This window comes from Agrobacterium sp. 22094, from assembly GCF_052046015.1.
In the GTDB taxonomy this organism is placed as follows: Bacteria; Pseudomonadota; Alphaproteobacteria; order Rhizobiales; family Rhizobiaceae; genus Agrobacterium; species Agrobacterium cavarae.
Window position 1 is genome coordinate 2,050,951 of sequence record NZ_JBQEPX010000001.1, and the last position, 16,057, is coordinate 2,067,007.

The 16,057-nt window shown below is 58.2% G+C and carries 20 protein-coding genes; 7 read left to right on the forward strand and 13 right to left on the reverse strand.

Translation table 11 applies throughout. The features are described from left to right. The first annotated feature begins 1 nt into the window (after nt 1). The 6 genes from flgA to fliP all read left to right on the forward strand — a co-directional run bounded on the left by flgA (nt 2) and on the right by fliP (nt 4,257). A complete protein-coding gene (flgA, locus tag ACTJK5_RS09975) occupies nt 2–490 on the forward strand; it encodes a flagellar basal body P-ring formation chaperone FlgA (protein ID WP_082479160.1) in 489 nt (162 codons plus the stop codon). Then, the gene (locus ACTJK5_RS09980; protein ID WP_062599334.1) at nt 487–1,611 is read left to right on the forward strand and encodes a flagellar basal body P-ring protein FlgI; all 1,125 of its coding nucleotides are present in this window, start codon (nt 487–489) and stop codon (nt 1,609–1,611) included. The genes flgA and ACTJK5_RS09980 overlap by 4 nt, the downstream gene beginning before the upstream one ends. Continuing rightward, the gene (locus tag ACTJK5_RS09985) at nt 1,611–2,138 is read left to right on the forward strand and encodes a MotE family protein (protein ID WP_440612593.1); all 528 of its coding nucleotides are present in this window, start codon (nt 1,611–1,613) and stop codon (nt 2,136–2,138) included. The genes ACTJK5_RS09980 and ACTJK5_RS09985 overlap by 1 nt, the downstream gene beginning before the upstream one ends. Beyond that, the gene (gene flgH, locus ACTJK5_RS09990; RefSeq protein ID WP_062438741.1) at nt 2,135–2,860 is read left to right on the forward strand and encodes a flagellar basal body L-ring protein FlgH; all 726 of its coding nucleotides are present in this window, start codon (nt 2,135–2,137) and stop codon (nt 2,858–2,860) included. The genes ACTJK5_RS09985 and flgH overlap by 4 nt, the downstream gene beginning before the upstream one ends. A 114-nt stretch (nt 2,861–2,974) precedes the next feature. Then, nucleotides 2,975–3,523, forward strand: coding sequence for a flagellar basal body-associated FliL family protein (locus ACTJK5_RS09995; protein WP_440612334.1), 549 nt, complete (start codon nt 2,975–2,977; stop codon nt 3,521–3,523). Then, complete coding sequence (gene fliP, locus ACTJK5_RS10000; protein ID WP_062426055.1) at nt 3,520–4,257, forward strand: flagellar type III secretion system pore protein FliP; 738 nt, start codon at nt 3,520–3,522, stop codon at nt 4,255–4,257. The genes ACTJK5_RS09995 and fliP overlap by 4 nt, the downstream gene beginning before the upstream one ends. 285 nt (nt 4,258–4,542) lie before the next feature. Here the strand turns inward: fliP and ACTJK5_RS10005 are convergent, their stop codons facing one another. From ACTJK5_RS10005 to flhA, 6 genes are read right to left on the reverse strand one after another with little or no spacing between them, the layout of a single operon-like run. After that, entirely contained in the window at nt 4,543–5,076 is a 534-nt protein-coding gene (locus ACTJK5_RS10005) for a hypothetical protein (RefSeq protein WP_062599332.1), read from the reverse strand. Continuing rightward, a complete protein-coding gene (locus ACTJK5_RS10010; protein ID WP_062426057.1) occupies nt 5,073–5,438 on the reverse strand; it encodes a hypothetical protein in 366 nt (121 codons plus the stop codon). Before ACTJK5_RS10010 ends, ACTJK5_RS10005 begins: the two co-directional genes overlap by 4 nt. A gap of 23 nt (nt 5,439–5,461) precedes the next feature. Further along, nucleotides 5,462–6,016, reverse strand: a complete 555-nt coding sequence (locus tag ACTJK5_RS10015) for a rod-binding protein (protein WP_062438752.1) — start codon at nt 6,014–6,016, stop codon at nt 5,462–5,464. A gap of 40 nt (nt 6,017–6,056) precedes the next feature. After that, nucleotides 6,057–6,467, reverse strand: a complete 411-nt coding sequence (locus ACTJK5_RS10020; RefSeq protein WP_082447257.1) for a hypothetical protein — start codon at nt 6,465–6,467, stop codon at nt 6,057–6,059. 5 nt (nt 6,468–6,472) lie between these two features. Next, nucleotides 6,473–7,225 carry a flagellar biosynthetic protein FliR gene (fliR, locus tag ACTJK5_RS10025; RefSeq protein ID WP_062599331.1) on the reverse strand — a complete coding sequence of 251 codons (753 nt, stop codon included), beginning with the start codon at nt 7,223–7,225 and terminating at the stop codon, nt 6,473–6,475. Next, entirely contained in the window at nt 7,222–9,312 is a 2,091-nt protein-coding gene (gene flhA, locus ACTJK5_RS10030) for a flagellar biosynthesis protein FlhA (RefSeq protein WP_062426061.1), read from the reverse strand. Before flhA ends, fliR begins: the two co-directional genes overlap by 4 nt. Nucleotides 9,313–9,627: 315 nt before the next feature. Between flhA and ACTJK5_RS10035 the strand changes: the two genes are divergently transcribed. Beyond that, a complete protein-coding gene (locus ACTJK5_RS10035) occupies nt 9,628–11,808 on the forward strand; it encodes a DUF1217 domain-containing protein (RefSeq protein ID WP_440612335.1) in 2,181 nt (726 codons plus the stop codon). Between the two features lie 76 nt (nt 11,809–11,884). Here the strand turns inward: ACTJK5_RS10035 and yacG are convergent, their stop codons facing one another. The 7 genes from yacG to ACTJK5_RS10070 form a co-directional block, all read right to left on the reverse strand. Next, nucleotides 11,885–12,100 (reverse strand): DNA gyrase inhibitor YacG, encoded by a 216-nt coding sequence (gene yacG / locus ACTJK5_RS10040; protein ID WP_440612336.1) that lies wholly within the window; start codon nt 12,098–12,100, stop codon nt 11,885–11,887. Between the two features lie 5 nt (nt 12,101–12,105). Next, on the reverse strand, nt 12,106–12,729 hold the full coding sequence (locus ACTJK5_RS10045) for a Maf-like protein (RefSeq protein ID WP_062426064.1): 624 nt from the start codon (nt 12,727–12,729) through the stop codon (nt 12,106–12,108). A 30-nt stretch (nt 12,730–12,759) separates the two neighbouring features. Beyond that, the gene (gene infA / locus ACTJK5_RS10050) at nt 12,760–12,978 is read right to left on the reverse strand and encodes a translation initiation factor IF-1 (RefSeq protein WP_027673809.1); all 219 of its coding nucleotides are present in this window, start codon (nt 12,976–12,978) and stop codon (nt 12,760–12,762) included. A gap of 107 nt (nt 12,979–13,085) precedes the next feature. Next, nucleotides 13,086–13,565, reverse strand: a complete 480-nt coding sequence (locus ACTJK5_RS10055; RefSeq protein ID WP_062426065.1) for an arsenate-mycothiol transferase ArsC — start codon at nt 13,563–13,565, stop codon at nt 13,086–13,088. A gap of 2 nt (nt 13,566–13,567) precedes the next feature. Further along, the gene (locus ACTJK5_RS10060) at nt 13,568–14,041 is read right to left on the reverse strand and encodes a UPF0262 family protein (RefSeq protein ID WP_062599327.1); all 474 of its coding nucleotides are present in this window, start codon (nt 14,039–14,041) and stop codon (nt 13,568–13,570) included. Between the two features lie 3 nt (nt 14,042–14,044). Then, the gene (gene hisD, locus ACTJK5_RS10065; protein ID WP_113259926.1) at nt 14,045–15,343 is read right to left on the reverse strand and encodes a histidinol dehydrogenase; all 1,299 of its coding nucleotides are present in this window, start codon (nt 15,341–15,343) and stop codon (nt 14,045–14,047) included. 144 nt (nt 15,344–15,487) lie between these two features. Next, nucleotides 15,488–15,925: a DUF2948 family protein gene (locus ACTJK5_RS10070; RefSeq protein WP_062426068.1), complete on the reverse strand. Its 438-nt coding sequence runs from the start codon at nt 15,923–15,925 to the stop codon at nt 15,488–15,490. Nucleotides 15,926–16,057: the final 132 nt, after the last annotated feature.

Sequence of the window (16,057 nt, forward strand, 5' to 3'; positions counted from 1 at the left end):
CATGAAGTTCCGCCCGAAAATCATGCCTGTTCAAGGTTACAAGGTGACGTTTGCGTTGGCACTCGCTTTTGCGATGTGCGCTCCGCACGGTGCCATGTCGCAGCAGAAGTTCGCTGTCGTCCCCACGGTCACGATTCTTTCGGGCGAGATCATCACCCAAGGCCGGGTGACGGAAGTTCCCGTCACCAACCCCAACATCGCTCCCGGCTATTCCCAGTCGATCGAGGAAGTGGTGGGCAAGGTCTCCAAAAGGACACTGGTTGCCGGGCGGACCATTCCAATCGGCGACCTGCGCGACCCTTATGCGGTGGAACGCGGCGCTGCAGTGCGCATCACCTACAACAATAACGGCATGAACCTTTCGGCCTCCGGCGTTGCCATCGAAGACGGCATGGCCGGCGATATCGTTCGCGTGCGCAACAAGGACACCGGCGTGACGGTGAGCGGAACGGCGAAGCTCGACGGGACCGTGGAGGTTTTCCAAAAATGAGTTTTCGTCAGCGTTTTTTCGCCGCGGCAGTTGCGGCAATGGCTTTTCTCGCAGCCGCCCCGGAAGGCTTCGCCCAGACGATGGCGCGCGTGAAAGATATTGCGTCACTCCAGTCAGGGCGTGAAAACCAGTTGATCGGCTATGGTCTTGTCGTCGGCCTGCAGGGGTCCGGCGACAATATGCGTGCCTCGCCCTTTACCGAGCAGTCGATGCGCGCGATGCTGCAAAATCTCGGCATCTCCATGCAGGGCAACCAGACCTCCTCCAAGAATGTCGCCGCCGTCATGGTGACTGCCAACCTGCCGCCTTTCGCAAGCCCCGGCAGCAGGCTGGACGTCAATATCAGCTCGCTTGGCGACGCCTCGTCGCTTCGCGGCGGAACGTTGATCATGACCTCGATGTCCGGCGCAGACGGCCAGATCTACGCTGTTGCTCAAGGCTCCGTCATCGTCTCCGGCTTCAACGCCGGAGGTCAGGCGGCACAGGTGACGGAGGGTGTGACGACGGCCGGTCGCGTCCCAGGCGGCGCGATCATCGAGCGCGAGCTTCCCTCGCAGTTCAAGGATTCCGTCAATCTCGTCCTGCAACTGAGAAACCCTGACTTCTCCACCGCCATTCGCATTGCCGATACGATCAACAGCTACGCCCGCACCTCCTACAACGAGCCGATCGCCGAGGCGCGCGATTCTCAGGTCGTCTACATCCAGAAGCCCCGCACAGCCGATCTTACCCGCCTGATGGCAAGCATCGAGAACCTTGCGGTGGAAACCGATACGCCGGCGAAGGTCGTCATCAACGAACGGACCGGCACGATCATCATCGGTGCAGATGTCCGAGTATCGAGGGTTGCCGTCAGCTACGGCACGCTGACAGTCCAGGTTACCGAAATGCCGCAGGTCGTGCAGCCAGCGCCCTTCTCACGCGGACAAACCGCGGTGCAGGAGCAGACCGACATTCAGGCTATGAAGAGCGGTGGCCCGGTTGCTATCCTCGAAGGTCCAAGCCTCCGGTCGCTGGTGGCGGGTCTCAACAATATCGGCGTCAAACCGGACGGCATCATCGCCATCCTCCAAGGCATCAAGTCCGCAGGTGCGCTCCAGGCAGAATTGGTACTACAATGATGATCGCCATCTCCAAGATCTTTACGCCTCAACGCGTTCTTCTGGCACTCTTCGTGGTCGCTGGTTCGCTTCCTTCGGCGCGTGCGCAGGAGCAGGTGCGCGTCACCACCGGCGAGACCAGCGGACAGGAAATCCAGCAATACTGCACCAACATCGTCGATCAGGCGCGCGACCAGCGCTATCTGATGCAGAAGCAGGATCTCGAGAAGCTTCAGGAAGACATCAACGAGCGTGTTGCCATTCTGGAAGCCCGCAAGGCCGAGTATGAAGACTGGCTGCAACGCCGTAACGACTTCCTCAAGCAGGCAGAAACCAACCTCGTCGAAGTCTACAAGACGATGAAGGCGGATGCGGCTGCTCCCCAGCTTCAGGAACTCGATCCGGGAATGGCTGCGGCCATCATCATGAAACTGCCACCGCGCCAGTCCGGGCTGATCCTCAGCGAAATGAACGCGAAGAAAGCGGCGACCGTCGCTTCGATCATGGCCAGCGCGACCGATAAAACCACATCAAGAGATCCGTCATGAACAAAGCGCTCATTCTCGCCCTTTCAGCCGCGAGCATCCTCACGGGGTGCCAGAGCGTCACGGAAAACCAGACCCTCAAGGAAATCGGCAACGCGCCGGCAATGAGCCCGATCGGCAGCGGCTTGCAATTCAACCAGGCACCGCAGCTGGCATCCTATCCGAAGCAGCCGCTTCACGCGGCAAGCGGCTATTCGCTCTGGAGCGACAGCAAGGCGGCGCTCTTCAAGGATTCACGCGCGCTCAATATCGGCGACATTCTGACGGTGAACATCCAGATCAACGACAAGGCGTCGTTCGACAACGAGACCGACCGCAGCCGCAAGAACAACCGAAAGACCGGCTGGAAGGCAGATGCGGAAATCCTCGGCTGGAAGCCGAAGGCGGACTCGTCTTTAAGCTTCGACAATGACAGCGAAGCCAATGGCAAGGGCTCAATCAACCGCGCGGAAAAGCTTACGCTCCTCGTCGCAGCGGTTGTGACCGGCATTCTGGAAAACGGCAACCTGCTGATCAGCGGTTCGCAGGAAGTGCGCGTCAACCACGAGATCCGCATTCTCAACGTCGCGGGTATCGTCAGGCCGCAGGACGTCAATTCGGAAAACACCGTATCCTACGAAAAGATCGCGGAAGCGCGTATTTCCTATGGTGGTCGCGGACGCATCATGGAAGTGCAGCAGCCACCGGTGGGGCAGCAGGTCGTCGACCTCTTCTCGCCGATCTAAGACGCTCGAAATGCGATGCTGATAAATCGCGGTACGATCTTGCGAGGCGTTCGACATGGCAGATGAGGTTGTCTCGTCCAGCCGGGTACAAATTGAGAAACAGGCAACAGACCTATGACCGACCAGTTGGCACTTGACGGACCGACACCGAAGAAGAGCTCGCCTATCCCGGCCATCGGCGCGATCGCGGTGCTGTGTCTTCTGGGTCTTGGCGGGGGCTGGTTCGTCGGCAAGATGCTCTTTGTGCCCGCCCCACCGGCTGCGGCCGCACCGGCCCATGAGGCTCCAGCGGAAGTTGCAGCAGCGGCAGAGCATGGCGAAGCACCAAAAGCCGAGGCTCATGGCGAGCCCGCCAAGGATGGCCATGGCGCGCCCGCAGGTCCGAGCCTGGTCTCCCTCGATCCGATCATCACCAATCTCGGTTATCCTGCCGAAAATTGGGTAAGGCTCGAACTTGCACTGCAATTTAATGGTCCTTCAGACCCGTCCGTGGTTCAGGAGCTCCATCAGGAGCTCATGGCCTACATCAGAACCGTTCCTCTCCAGCAAATTCAGGGCCCGCGTGGCTTTCAATATCTTAGGGATGACCTGAGAGAGATCGTTGACCTCAGGACGAAAGGGCGCGTATCCAAGGTTTTATTCAAAACCTTCGTGATAGAATGATTCGCACCCTTATCTGCCTGATTGCTTTCGCCCTGATCCCAGGGATTGCTTTTGCGCAGCAGTCACCGGCAGATTTGTTAAATCTGCCTGTCGACGGCTCCGCCGCGGCATGGATCATTCGTACCTTCGGATTGCTGACGATCCTTTCGATCGCGCCCGGCATCCTAATCATGGTCACGAGCTTTCCCCGCTTCATCATCGCCTTTTCCATTCTTCGGTCCGGCATGGGACTTGGCACGACGCCATCCAACATGATCCTGACGAGCATGGCGATGTTCATGACGTTCTACGTGATGGCGCCAACCTTCGAGCGCTCTTGGAACGATGGCATCCAGCCGATGATGCAGAACCAGATTACCGAGGCGCAGGCAATCGAGAGGGCCGCCGAACCCTTCCGCACCTTCATGCTTGCCAATACGCGCCCGAAGGATCTTGCACTCTTTGTCGATCTTGCAAGCGAGCGCGGCCAGGAAACGATGAATGGCACGCAGCCGCAATATCGCATCCTCGTGCCGGCCTTCATGCTGTCTGAAATCCGCCGCGGCTTCGAAATCGGCTTCCTCGTCATCCTGCCCTTCCTTGTCATCGACATGGTGGTGGCAACGATCACGATGGCCATGGGCATGATGATGCTGCCCCCGACCTCGATCTCACTGCCGTTCAAGATATTGTTCTTCGTGCTGATCGATGGCTGGAACCTGCTGGTCGGCTCGCTGGTGCGGTCCTTTTATTGATACGAGTTCCGAAAAGTTGAGCTGCCGGCCTGCCGCTTGGCCGACGCCCGTCACGTCCACTTTTTCATCTGCCTCGGCAGGCCGGGCGCCAGATCCAGCCACCCCCTACCATCGATGCGCGATTGCGGCCTCTGCCAACGCGCGCCGAGAAGATGGATTCCACTCTGTCGGACAGGCGGTCTTAATAAAGCTCGCCCGGGAACGGAGCTTCCTTTACCGGGCGGACTTGAGAAGACGAGACGCGTTTGCGGAGGGAACCGCGACACGCCCGACCGCTAATGGTCGTCAATGGGATGGGCTGGCTGCTGCCGCCTTTGGCGGCTCGGGATCGGTGTTGATCACGATCTTCTGCGGCTTGCGGGTGGAGTCCCTGGCGTCCAGGATCTCCTTGGTGATGTAATCCATCTGCTGGATCATCACGTCGCGGACAAGCGGCTTTTCCATACGGGCGTTGATGCCGTCTTTGATCTTGGTCTTGAAGCCTGCGACATCGAACTTGCCGACCTCCTTGACGTCGAGGATCTTGTCGCCGACCAGCAGGCCGAAAAGCTCGTCCGTCATATAAGCCGTCATCGGTGCCTTGACGTCCTTCATGATGACGGAGTCGACCAGAAGCGTAGAACGTATCAGGAAGTAGCCGGCCACCGCGCCATTGGAAAGGACAGGCAGCGTCATCAGATCGCCCTGCACATATTGCGGCGGCGGCGGCGCATCGACCTTGTGATCATCCGCGGGGGGCTGGCCAAACTTGACGGCGGCGAAGACGCCGCCAAGGGTCATGACAAGCACCAGGACCCCTGTGGCAATCAGCTTTATCATTGCGCCTCACGAGCGAACTGTTGCAGCGAATAGGTGCCATCGTCCTCGGCATTCTTCTGCGCGTCCTTCAGCAGCTCAACGACCGCCTTGACGGCCTTCATGCTCGCTTCGACGCGGCGGGTATTGATGGCGAGCTTTTCCTTGATGTCGAGGATCTGCTGACGATGCACCTCGGCGATCTTCGGGCTTTCGACGTCGCGGATCAGCATGGTGAGTTCGTAGAGGCAACGGCTCTTATGGGCGTTCGACAGTTTGAAGTCGAAGTCAGGTTCTTTGCCGATCCTAGCGTTCTCGTTGTCGATGACCGCTTCGAGACGACCAAGCACAGCCTGAATTCTGTAGTCGTTGTTGACAATTTCCATGTTACTTCAGCGCTCCGCCTGACTCAGCTATTGGTTTTTTTGGTTTCGGTGTCGGAGAAGATGCGTCGCTGGAAGTCAGTGACCATGCTCATGGCAATCTTCTTGTCGTCTTCATTAACGGCAGAGACGGGGGCGGCATTGCGCTGGCGCTGCAGCGCCTGCGAATAGACCTGCTCGGCGATGCCGATGCCGCCCTTCTTGGACATCTCGTCGGCCATCTGCTCGGACATCATGCCTTTCCAGAACTCGCCTGCTGAGCCTTTGCCATAAACCTCTTCGGTATCGGATGGCATCATGTTCTGGATAAACGTGTTGAGAACGCTCGCCTCGAACTTGCGGTAGGTTTCAGGGATCTTTTCGTGATGCTCCGGCCTGTGGATGTTTCCGAGGCCCGCCTTGCTTGCTGGTGTCTCGATACTGTTGATCGCGGACTCAAAGCCGGCATTGCTGGCAGTCAGGACCGAAGCTTCCCGCGTCGCGCTCACCGCGCGCAGCTTTTCACGGGCCGCGGAGACCTGCATCGGGTCGGCCGCATTGACCACATCAAGCACAAGATCGCTTGGAGGAGAAATCGCCACGTCGTCATCCTTTCCGTTTTGATCGGATGACGATAGGCGCCTAACCTTGCTGGAGGCTGGAGGCCTTCATGCTGATCTGCAGATCGATCAGCTCATAGATGCTGTTGTCGTCACGCACCCTCGCCTCGTCCTCGCGGGCGCTGTCGCGCTTGTCTTCCAGCTTCTCGCCCTTCTTGGTTTCCTTCAGAAGCTGCGTTTCCTGCGCTTCCTGGATGGATTCAAGACGGACATCGCGGGCCATCAGACGGCTGTGTCGCATGACGTAGTGCTTCAGCATGTCCTGATGCAGCGGATCATAGGAGGTCAGATAGCCGGACAGTGTCTCGATCTTCTCGGCAAGCTCGGCGCGCTCACGCGTGGTGATGGCAAGTTCATTCTCGACCATCTTCGTCAGATGCCCCTGCACCTTCACCAGCCTGTCGAGTTTCTTGGATTTGGAAAGATCCGCCATCTCACTCACATGTTCGAGAAAACGAGGAAGAAGCCATTGACGAACTGGTTTATCACCGCGGCAATGCCGAAATAGAGCAGCAGCAGACCGCCGGCCAAAGCATAGGGGGTAGAGATGAAGTAAACCGGAATCTGCGGTGCGAGCTTGTTGATCAGGCCGATCGCCACGTTGAACAGAAAGCCGAAGAGGATGAAGGGGCTTGCCACCCGGATCGCCACATTCATCGAGGCCACGAGCGTATCGGTCAGCGTGATCAGCATGCGCTGGGCTGAGATCGGTCCGCCGAGCGGGATCGACGAGTAGGATTCCACCAGCGCTTTGAAGATGACGTGGTGAAAATCCAGAATGAACAGCACGAGCAACACGCCGAATGTCAGCATGGCCGCAAGCTGGCTTTCGGAGGTATCTTCCAGCACATCCTGCGCGGGCGGGCCGGTGAAGGAAATGGCCGTGCCCATAACGGTTGCGGCAAACTGCATTCCCAAGAGATAGAGATGGGCGATCAGGCCGAACATCGTGCCGATGAAAGTCTCATAGAGCATGGCCCGGAAGAACGTCACCGTGTTGCCCTGCGTGACGGGATAGATGACATCCCAGAGCAGCGGCAGTAGGGCAATGGAAAGCGTCAGCGCAAGGAAGAGCCTGATCTGGACAGGAAGCCTGGCAGAGGAAAAGCCAGGCATCGCCATGAGGCAGGAACCGATCCGGCAGAAAGCCAGGAACAGCGCCATGATGGTTCCTTGCGGGTCAGAGATCATGAAATGGAGCCGAGGATCTTGATTTCCGTACCCTTTGCCAGTTCGACATGTGACAGCACCGGCAAGGTGCTGAAGAGTCGTTCCGTAATCATTCTTACATATGCGCGCGTTTCCGGCAGCGTGACAAGCACGAATGGCAGGCCGACATCCATGTATTCACGGATTACTTGGGTCGCCTCGTTGGAGAACTCTTCCACCTGGCGCGGATCGATATCGAATTCGATGACATCGCCCTTCGGATCGCGCTTCAGCGCCTGCTGGAAGATGACGTCCCACTTGGTGCCGAGGCGCAGGACGCGCAGAACGCCATTGTCGGAGAGGTCGCCGCAAATCTGCTGCGCCATACGGATACGGACATGCTCGACGATCTGTTCGGTCTTGCGCAGATGTGGGGCCAGTTCCGCCACGGCTTCGAGGATCAAGTGCAGGTTTCGGATGGAAACGCGCTCTGCCAGAAGAAGCTTTAAGATTGCCTGAAGGCCGGAATAGGACATGTGCGACGAGCAGATCTCGTCGGCGAGCTTCTTGTATTCTGGATCGAGCCGGTCGATCAGGACCTTGACGTCCTTGTAGGAGAGAAGCATCGGCAGGTTGTTGCGGATGACTTCGCTGACATGCGTCAGAAGCGCGGAAATGTTGTCGATCGGGTGGAAGCCTTCGCGTCGCAGATCTTCGACGAAATGCTCCAGCACCGAAACCGCTGGCATGCCGAAAGCGGGTTCTCTGACATCGTCACCTGGAACAGATGGACGTCTGCCCTTGCCGGTGATGACCAGCACTTCCCCGACGCGCAGCGTATTGGCCGCAACCGTCGTTCCGTGAATGCGGATCTGGTAGGATTTGTCGGGAATGGCGATATCGTCGGTGACTTTGATTTCAGGCACGACGAAACCGTATTGCGCGGCAAACTTCTTGCGCATCTTGCCCACCCGGAAGCCCAGCTCCTGGTGCGCGCCAAGAAGGCGTGGCGAGACCTGTTTGCCAAGTGCGAGCTCGATTTCCGTGGTGCGCAGAACGCTCTTCACCGTCTCGCTTTCGGCCTGCGTGGCGTCAGCTGCCTTCTGGTCTTCTTCCGCACGAGCAACATCCTGTTCGCGCTGCAGCTGGCGAGGAATGAACCAGGCACCCAGTGCCAAGAGGCCGCTGAGGAACATGAAGGGAATGAAGGGCAGACCCGGAACGAGGGCAAGAATGAACATCAAGCCGGCAGCGACGGAAAGCGCCTTGGGATAGCCGCTCAACTGGTTGATGACGGCAGTATCGGTGGAGCCGAGCGTGCCGCCGCGCGTGACGATAAGACCGGCCGCGAGCGAAACGATCAGCGCCGGAACCTGCGAGACGATACCATCACCGACGGAGAGCTTGACGAAAACGTCCGCCGCTTCGCTGACCGGCATGCCGTGACGGAAGACACCGATGATGATGCCGCCGCAAATGTTGATCATGGTGATGAGCAGGCCGGCGACGGCGTCGCCACGCACGAACTTCGACGCACCGTCCATCGCACCGTAGAAGGAGCTTTCTTCTTCCAGTTCGCGACGGCGAAGCTGCGCTTCCTTCTCATTGATGATGCCGGCGGACAAATCCGCATCGATCGACATCTGCTTGCCGGGGATGGCGTCCAGGGTGAAGCGCGCGCCGACTTCGGCGATACGCGTGGCACCCTTGGTGATGACGATGAAGTTCACCACGATGAGGATGAGGAAGACGATCAGACCGATGACGAAGTCGCCGGACATGACGAGGCTCGAGAAGCCGGCGATCACGCCGCCGGCGGCATCGTGGCCCTGGTGACCATGGGACAGAATCACGCGCGTCGTCGCAATGTTGAGCGCGAGACGGATCATGGTGGAAATCAGCAGGATCGTCGGGAAGGAGGAGAAGTCGAGCGGACGATGAATCCAGAGCGACACCATCAGGATCAGCACGGAGAAGGCAATCGAGAATGCCAGTCCCATATCGATGATAAAAGGCGGGATCGGCAGGAACAGGATGCACAAAATGGCAACGATGCCCGCTGCAAACCCAATGTCGCGCCCTCTGGGGGCGACTTTCGGAAGTGGCATTACGCTGGGCGGGGTAGCCATTCTAACTCCATCTCATCATGAGAACCGGCAGGACGTCCGGACCCTTTCCATCATGAAAAGGCCTTGCCGACCCGTTGGACGCAGATCAACGACCGAGGCTTAATGGGTCAAGCTTGCGCGAGAATGGAGACAGGGTGAGCAATGGGCGCGAGACCCGACGAGGCGCAAAAAGCCCGCAATTTCCGCATTTCGATGGACTGAAATGGATTTTTAGCTTTGGTCAACCGTCATCTTGTAATATGATCGAGTTCAACATTTGCGCCATGACCGCGTATCCGTCGACCATGAAGGGTCTTCAACGAACTAGGGCTCGTCATGGTTCTGTCGACATACAGCAGTTATCTCACCGTCAATCGGGATATGAAGGCCTCTCTCTCCAAGGTCGAGAGCCAGGCTCCGGTCAAGCGCGATACCGAATATTACGAAGCCAATATCGGCAAGGTGAAGACTGTCGACGACTTGCTCGGCGATTACCGTCTCTATTCCTATGCGATGCAGGCCTATGGTCTTGGGGAAATGACCTACGGCAAAGCCTTCATGCGCAAGGTGCTGGACAGCGATCTCAGCGACACCAAGAGTTTTGCCAATACGCTGACCGACAAGCGCTACCTCCAAATGGCCCAGGCCTTCAACTTCAACGGCGATGCCAAGGTAGCGCAGAGCACGGCGCAGGCCGATAGCACGACCGATGCTTACAAGGCCTCATTCCAGACCGAAGAGACCAATATCAAGACCGAGGCTGCGTATTTCGCCTCGAAGATCGGCGCAATCACCAATGTCGACGATCTGGTCAACAACACGCGGCTTCGCACCTATGTCCTAGATTCGGCCGGCCTCGATACGACCTTCACCTCCAAGGCCTATCTGAAACAGGTTCTGACAAGCGATCTCGCCGATCCCGACAGCGTTGCCAACCAGGCGAAAAATCCTGCCTGGAAAAAGCTCACGGGGTTCTTCAATTTTAATGCGGACGGCACGGTCAACGGCCAGGCACAATCCGCCGACCAGACGGAAGATCTGAAGCTCGATTACGTTGCCAGCATGTCGACCTATCCGTCGGCCACATTGCTGGATGCCAATCAGCGCTACTGGGACAAGCATGTTCCCCAGGTCCAGAGTGCGCAGGATCTCGTCAAGGACAGCCGTCTCGTCGCTTACGTCAAAACGGCTTTCGGCCTCAACCCCACCATGCTTGCAAGCAGCGTGGCGAGCCTGATGTATAGCCAAAACTTCGCTCAGACCTACGGCAACACCAAGCTGCTCGACGCCTTCGAGTTTTCCAGCGATGGCACTCTTCCTGCCGGCACGAGCGCGCAGACGCCCGCACAGATGTCAGCGGTAGCAAAGCAGTACACAACTGAGTTCAGGAAGGACGCGGACAAGAAGATCGCGGATGCGGTCACCAATTACGAGACCCGCATCGCCAAGATGACGAAGCTGGACGACTTCTTCGTCTCCAACAAGAAAGACGACGACAAGAAGAACGACGAGGTCAGCGAAGTCTGGGACGTGGCTTTGCGCGCCTTCGGCATCAATCCGGATGAGGTCTCCAAATCCGAACTCAAGAAAATCCTCTCAAGCGACGTGACCGACAAGAAAAGCTACGTCAACAGGCTGGACGACGACCGCTATGTCAACCTCGTCAAGGCCTTCAATTTCACCGCCGATGGGGGAACGGAGGCACCATTGACCGCGCAGTCGCAGCGCATGGTGGCCCAGGTGACTGCAGACTACAAAGCCGTAAAGCTCCGAGCTTTGACCGGTACAGCCAAGGAAAATGCGTCCAAGGCCGCGGACAAGGAAATCGCCTACTACACCTCGACGATTGCCGGGATCAAAACCGCCGATCAGTTCCTGGCGGATAGCCGGCTGACCAAATTCGTGCTGGAAGCCAATGGTCTCGACCCGAAAGAGGTGACGGCCACCGATCTGCGCAGGATGTTCAAGTCGGACCTTTCCGATCCAAAGAGCTTCGTTAACACACAGAGCAACGGCAAGTTTGCAGAAATCGTCGCGTCCTTCAATTTCAGCGCCAAGGGACAGTTGGATGCTACGGCTGCCGAGGGCGTTCAGCAGCGCGGCGCGATTTTGGAGACGACCAACCAGTATCTGCAGCAGACACTGGAAGTGCAGCAGGGCGAGCAGAATGACGGCGTTCGCCTGGCGCTGTACTTCAAGCGCAAGGCACCGGAAATTACGAGTCCCTACTCCATCATCAGCGACAAGGCGCTCTTCACCTTTTTCAAGACCGCCTACAATCTGCCGACTGCCATTGGCAATATCGACGTGGCCAAGCAAGCCGATCTGGTGAAGAAATACATCGATGTTGGGAAGCTCGGCGATCCGGACTATGTCGACAAGATCGTCAAACGATTTACCGCGCTTTACGATACGCAGAAGAACGGTCCGACCTCAACGTCGCTCAGCCTCCTGGGACGGTCGGCCTCCATCAGTGCGGATACGCTTCTGGCGGTCGCTCAGCTCAGAGCGGGTTGATAGAGTCCGGCTGAACTCGCATTGCGTCAGCGCCCTCGCAAAGCGAAAGCGGCTGCGGTAGCAGCCGAAGCCACGCTTAATAATCGCTGTCGTTATCCGTGCGGCGCTGGTTGTCCGCAAGCTCCTCGTCATCGGTGACGGGAATGGCATAGGAGCCGTTCAGCCAACGGGATAGATCAAGCGACCGGCAGCGATCGGAACAGAATGGATAATCTTCGCGGGTCGAGGGCATGCCGCATTCGGGGCATGGCTGTGCCTTGCGAAGAGGCGTAACTTTAGGATCCGACGTCATGCTTCTCAGCCTTCCTGCCAGCCCGACGTGACTTCGAAGCCTTCGCCCGCCAGGAGGGCGGCCGTTTCGTAAAGCGGCAGTCCCACGACATTGGTGTAGGAGCCCGTCAGCTTCTGGACGAAGCAGCCGGCGATACCCTGGATAGCGTAGGCGCCAGCCTTGCCGCGCCATTGGCCGGACGCGATGTAGTTTTCAATTTCGAACTGCGACAGACGCTTGAAGCGGACCTTGGTTTCGGCCACCTTCTGACGCACCTTGCCGTTCGGGGTGATCAGGCAGATGCCCGTATAGACCCAGTGGCTTCTGCCGGAGAGGAGATGGAGCGCCGCCGAAGCGTCCTCGATATATTCGGCCTTGCCAACGATCCTGCGACCGACGGCGACCACCGTATCGGAACCGAGAATATAGGCATCCCGCCAGGCCAGTTCGCCCTTGACCGCTTTGTGAGCGGCCTGTGCCTTCTGCAAAGACAGGCGGCGGCAGAGTGTGCGGGGATGTTCGAGGCGTGCGGGTGTTTCGTCGATGTCCATCGGCATCAGGCGCGTGGGCTCGATACCCACCTGATGCAGGAGCTCAAGACGGCGTGGCGATCCGGAAGCCAGAATCAGCTTTTGTTTTGGGTCTGTCATGCTCTGCCAGCCGTCCGATCTATCGGGCGATTACTTGAAACGGTAGGTGATGCGGCCTTTGGTGAGGTCGTAAGGGGTCATTTCGACCAGGACCTTGTCGCCAGCCAGAACACGGATACGGTTCTTGCGCATGCGTCCCGCCGTGTGAGCAATGATCTCATGCTCGTTTTCCAGCTTCACACGGAACGTCGCATTGGGCAGGAGTTCGGTCACGACGCCCGGGAATTCAAGAACTTCTTCTTTTGTCATATAGGTTTGTTTCTTCCTGTTGATGATGCCAGGCGTAAAGTGCCCGGGAAAATTGCGCGGAAACTACACAATCGCCGCACATTTGTGAACCTAAATTGTCGTCCGCTTTAAAGCGTTTCCGAAAATGGCTGCGCGCGTTGCGGCAGGCGCTCGGAAATGAGCTTTTTCAGGTGATCGCGAACCTCGCGATAGGCTTCCAGCCTCTGCTCTCTGGAGCCCGTTTCAACCGTCGGATCCATGGTCGGCCAGTAGACGACGTCGAGCGCATTGTACCGCGTCAACTCGAGTGCGGCGTGATGGGCCTCTGGCGTCAAGGTAATGATCAGATCGAAGAAGTCGTCCTCGATCTCATCCATGGTGCGCGGTTTGTGCTTGCCAAGCGTCAGGCCGGCTTCGTCCAGAACCGCATCGACGAAGGGATCGCGATCGCCTGCCCTGACGCCTGCGGACTGGATATAGATGCCGGGAGCGACGATCTGCTTGGCGATGACCTCTGCCATGGGAGAACGGATGGAGTTCATGCCGCACATGAATAATATGGCGCGCGGGGCCTTGTCTTTCAAGTCTGGAGCGGCCGGACCTTCCATGCCTAGCCTCGCCAATAAAGGACACAGACGAGGGTAAAGAGGCGGCGTGCGGTATCGAAGTCCATCTTGATCTTGCCCGAAAGACGATCCATCAGCGTTTGCGATCCATCATTGTGGATACCGCGCCTGCCCATATCGATCGCCTCGATCTGGCTGGGCGTCGAAGACCGGATCGCTTCGTAGTAGCTCTCGCAGATCAGGAAATAATCCTTGATGATGCGGCGGAAGGGCGTCAGCGACAGAATGTGCGTGGCCACATCTGTCCCCTCCTCCGTAGTGATGGAGAAGACGAGCTTTGCATCCACCAGCGAGATATTCAGCCGGTACGGCCCGCCCACATGCCCAATCGGCTCAAAGATGTTTTCCTCGATCAGGTCGAAGATCGCGACGGCGCGCTCATGCTCCACATCAGGCGTGGACCGGCCGATACTCTCATCCAGCACCACGTCGCAGAGTCTGAAGTCGCCTGCCGCCATCTGCTACCCTTCCGGATTGAGGCGAATGCCGACAGACCGTGCATGCGCATCGAGCCCTTCGGAATTGGCAAGCGTGATGGCAGCGGGTGCGAGCTGACGCAGCTGATCCGGGCCTAGTCTCAGGATCGACGTGCGCTTCACGAAATCAAGGACCGAAAGACCGGACGAGAAGCGTGCCGAGCGGGCGGTGGGCAAGACGTGATTCGATCCGCCGACATAGTCGCCGATCACTTCGGGCGTATAGCGGCCGACGAAGATGGCGCCCGCATTGCGAACACCCGCCATCAGCGCATCGGGGTCATCGACGGCAAGTTCCAGGTGTTCAGCGGCGATGCGGTTGGCAAGCGGGATAGAGGCGGCAAGATCATCCACCAGGATAATCGCGCCGAAATCGCGCCAGCTGGCGGTGGCGGTCTGCGAACGGGAAAGCTGCTTCAATTGGCGCTCGACAGCCTTTTCGACAGCGCGGCCCAGCTCCGCATCATCGGTGATCAGAATGGATTGAGCGCCCGGATCATGTTCTGCCTGGGCCAGAAGATCGGCCGCGAGCCAATCCGGATCGTTGTGTCTATCGGCAATCACCAAGACTTCGGAGGGTCCGGCAATCATGTCGATGCCGACCGTCCCAAACACATGGCGCTTGGCCGCAGCCACATAGGCGTTGCCCGGTCCGACGATCTTGGCGACGGGTGCAATGGTCTGAGTGCCGTAGGCAAGCGCTGCGACAGCCTGTGCACCACCGATGCGGTATATTTCCTCAACGCCTGCGACGCGCGCTGCCGCTAGCACCGCCGGATTGATCTTGCCGGCATTGGCGGGAACGACCATGACGATGCGTTCGACGCCTGCGACCTTGGCTGGAACGGCATTCATCAGCACCGAGCTTGGATAGCTTGCCGTGCCGCCTGGAACGTAAAGACCGACAGCCTCAATCGCCGTCCATCTGGAACCGAGGCCGACCCCGATATCGTCTTCGTAGATATCGTCTTTCGGCATCTGCCGCGCATGGTGCTTTTCGATACGCTGGGCTGCAAACTTCAAAGCATCGAGAACGGCAGGATCGACTTCCGCAAGGGCGGCGTCGATTTCCGCTTCCGTGACGCGCATCGAGATCTTCGAGAAATCCAGCCCGTCGAACTTCAGCGAGTAATGGGCCAGCGCCTCATCCCCACGCTTTCGAACATCTTCGATGATATCACGAACGACAGCGTTCACATCTTCCGAAACCTCGCGCTTCGTCGTCAGGAACGCGGCGAAAGCCTGTTCGAAATCAGAAGAGGATTGCTCCAGCCAGATTGCCACTTCACGTCACCCTTTTCGAGAGCCTCGCGTTGGATGCGAGGCAAAATTCTCTGCAGCCTCAACGATGAGACGGCACATGGGTATGTGGCATAAATCGAAACATGCGGGCAAGGCAATTCCCTGCCCGCTTCGTCAGCTCAAGATTTAGTCTGCCGGATGGAAGGGGCGGGATTCGGTTTCCCATGCACCGCTGAGATCCGTCAATTGCGCCTCGATGCATTCCACGTCGAGCGCGATCGCTCCCCCGCCGGAAAGCGTCAGCTCGATCGTTCCATCGGGGCCCTCTCCCTTCTGGATGAAGCGTATGGCGAGAAGGGAATGAACCTGCTCCTTGTCGGTGCGGTTTATGCCGCTGGAGCGGACCGCCGACACGCGTTTGAGAACCAGGGCGGAGCGGCAGCGTTCTGGTGGATGGTTCTTCTTGGCGCCGTGTTCCCAGACAAACCGGTTGGCTGAGAGAACGAATTGGCCGGGCCGAGGCTCGAAGGACACGTCTTTCAACTTGAAGACGCTGTCCTGCATGTGGGTAGAAATGATGGCAAGGTCTTCGCCATCCAGCGCCATGAGTTTAAGGCCGCTCATCGTCTCTTGGTCCTCATCTCGCGGACAGGTCCGCTATCTCGCGTTCAACATGTGTGAAACACGACGCGTGCCGCACGCGGCATTTGCGTCGTCGTTCAAGTGGTTGATCTGGAGATAGGCAGTCGGGGCCGG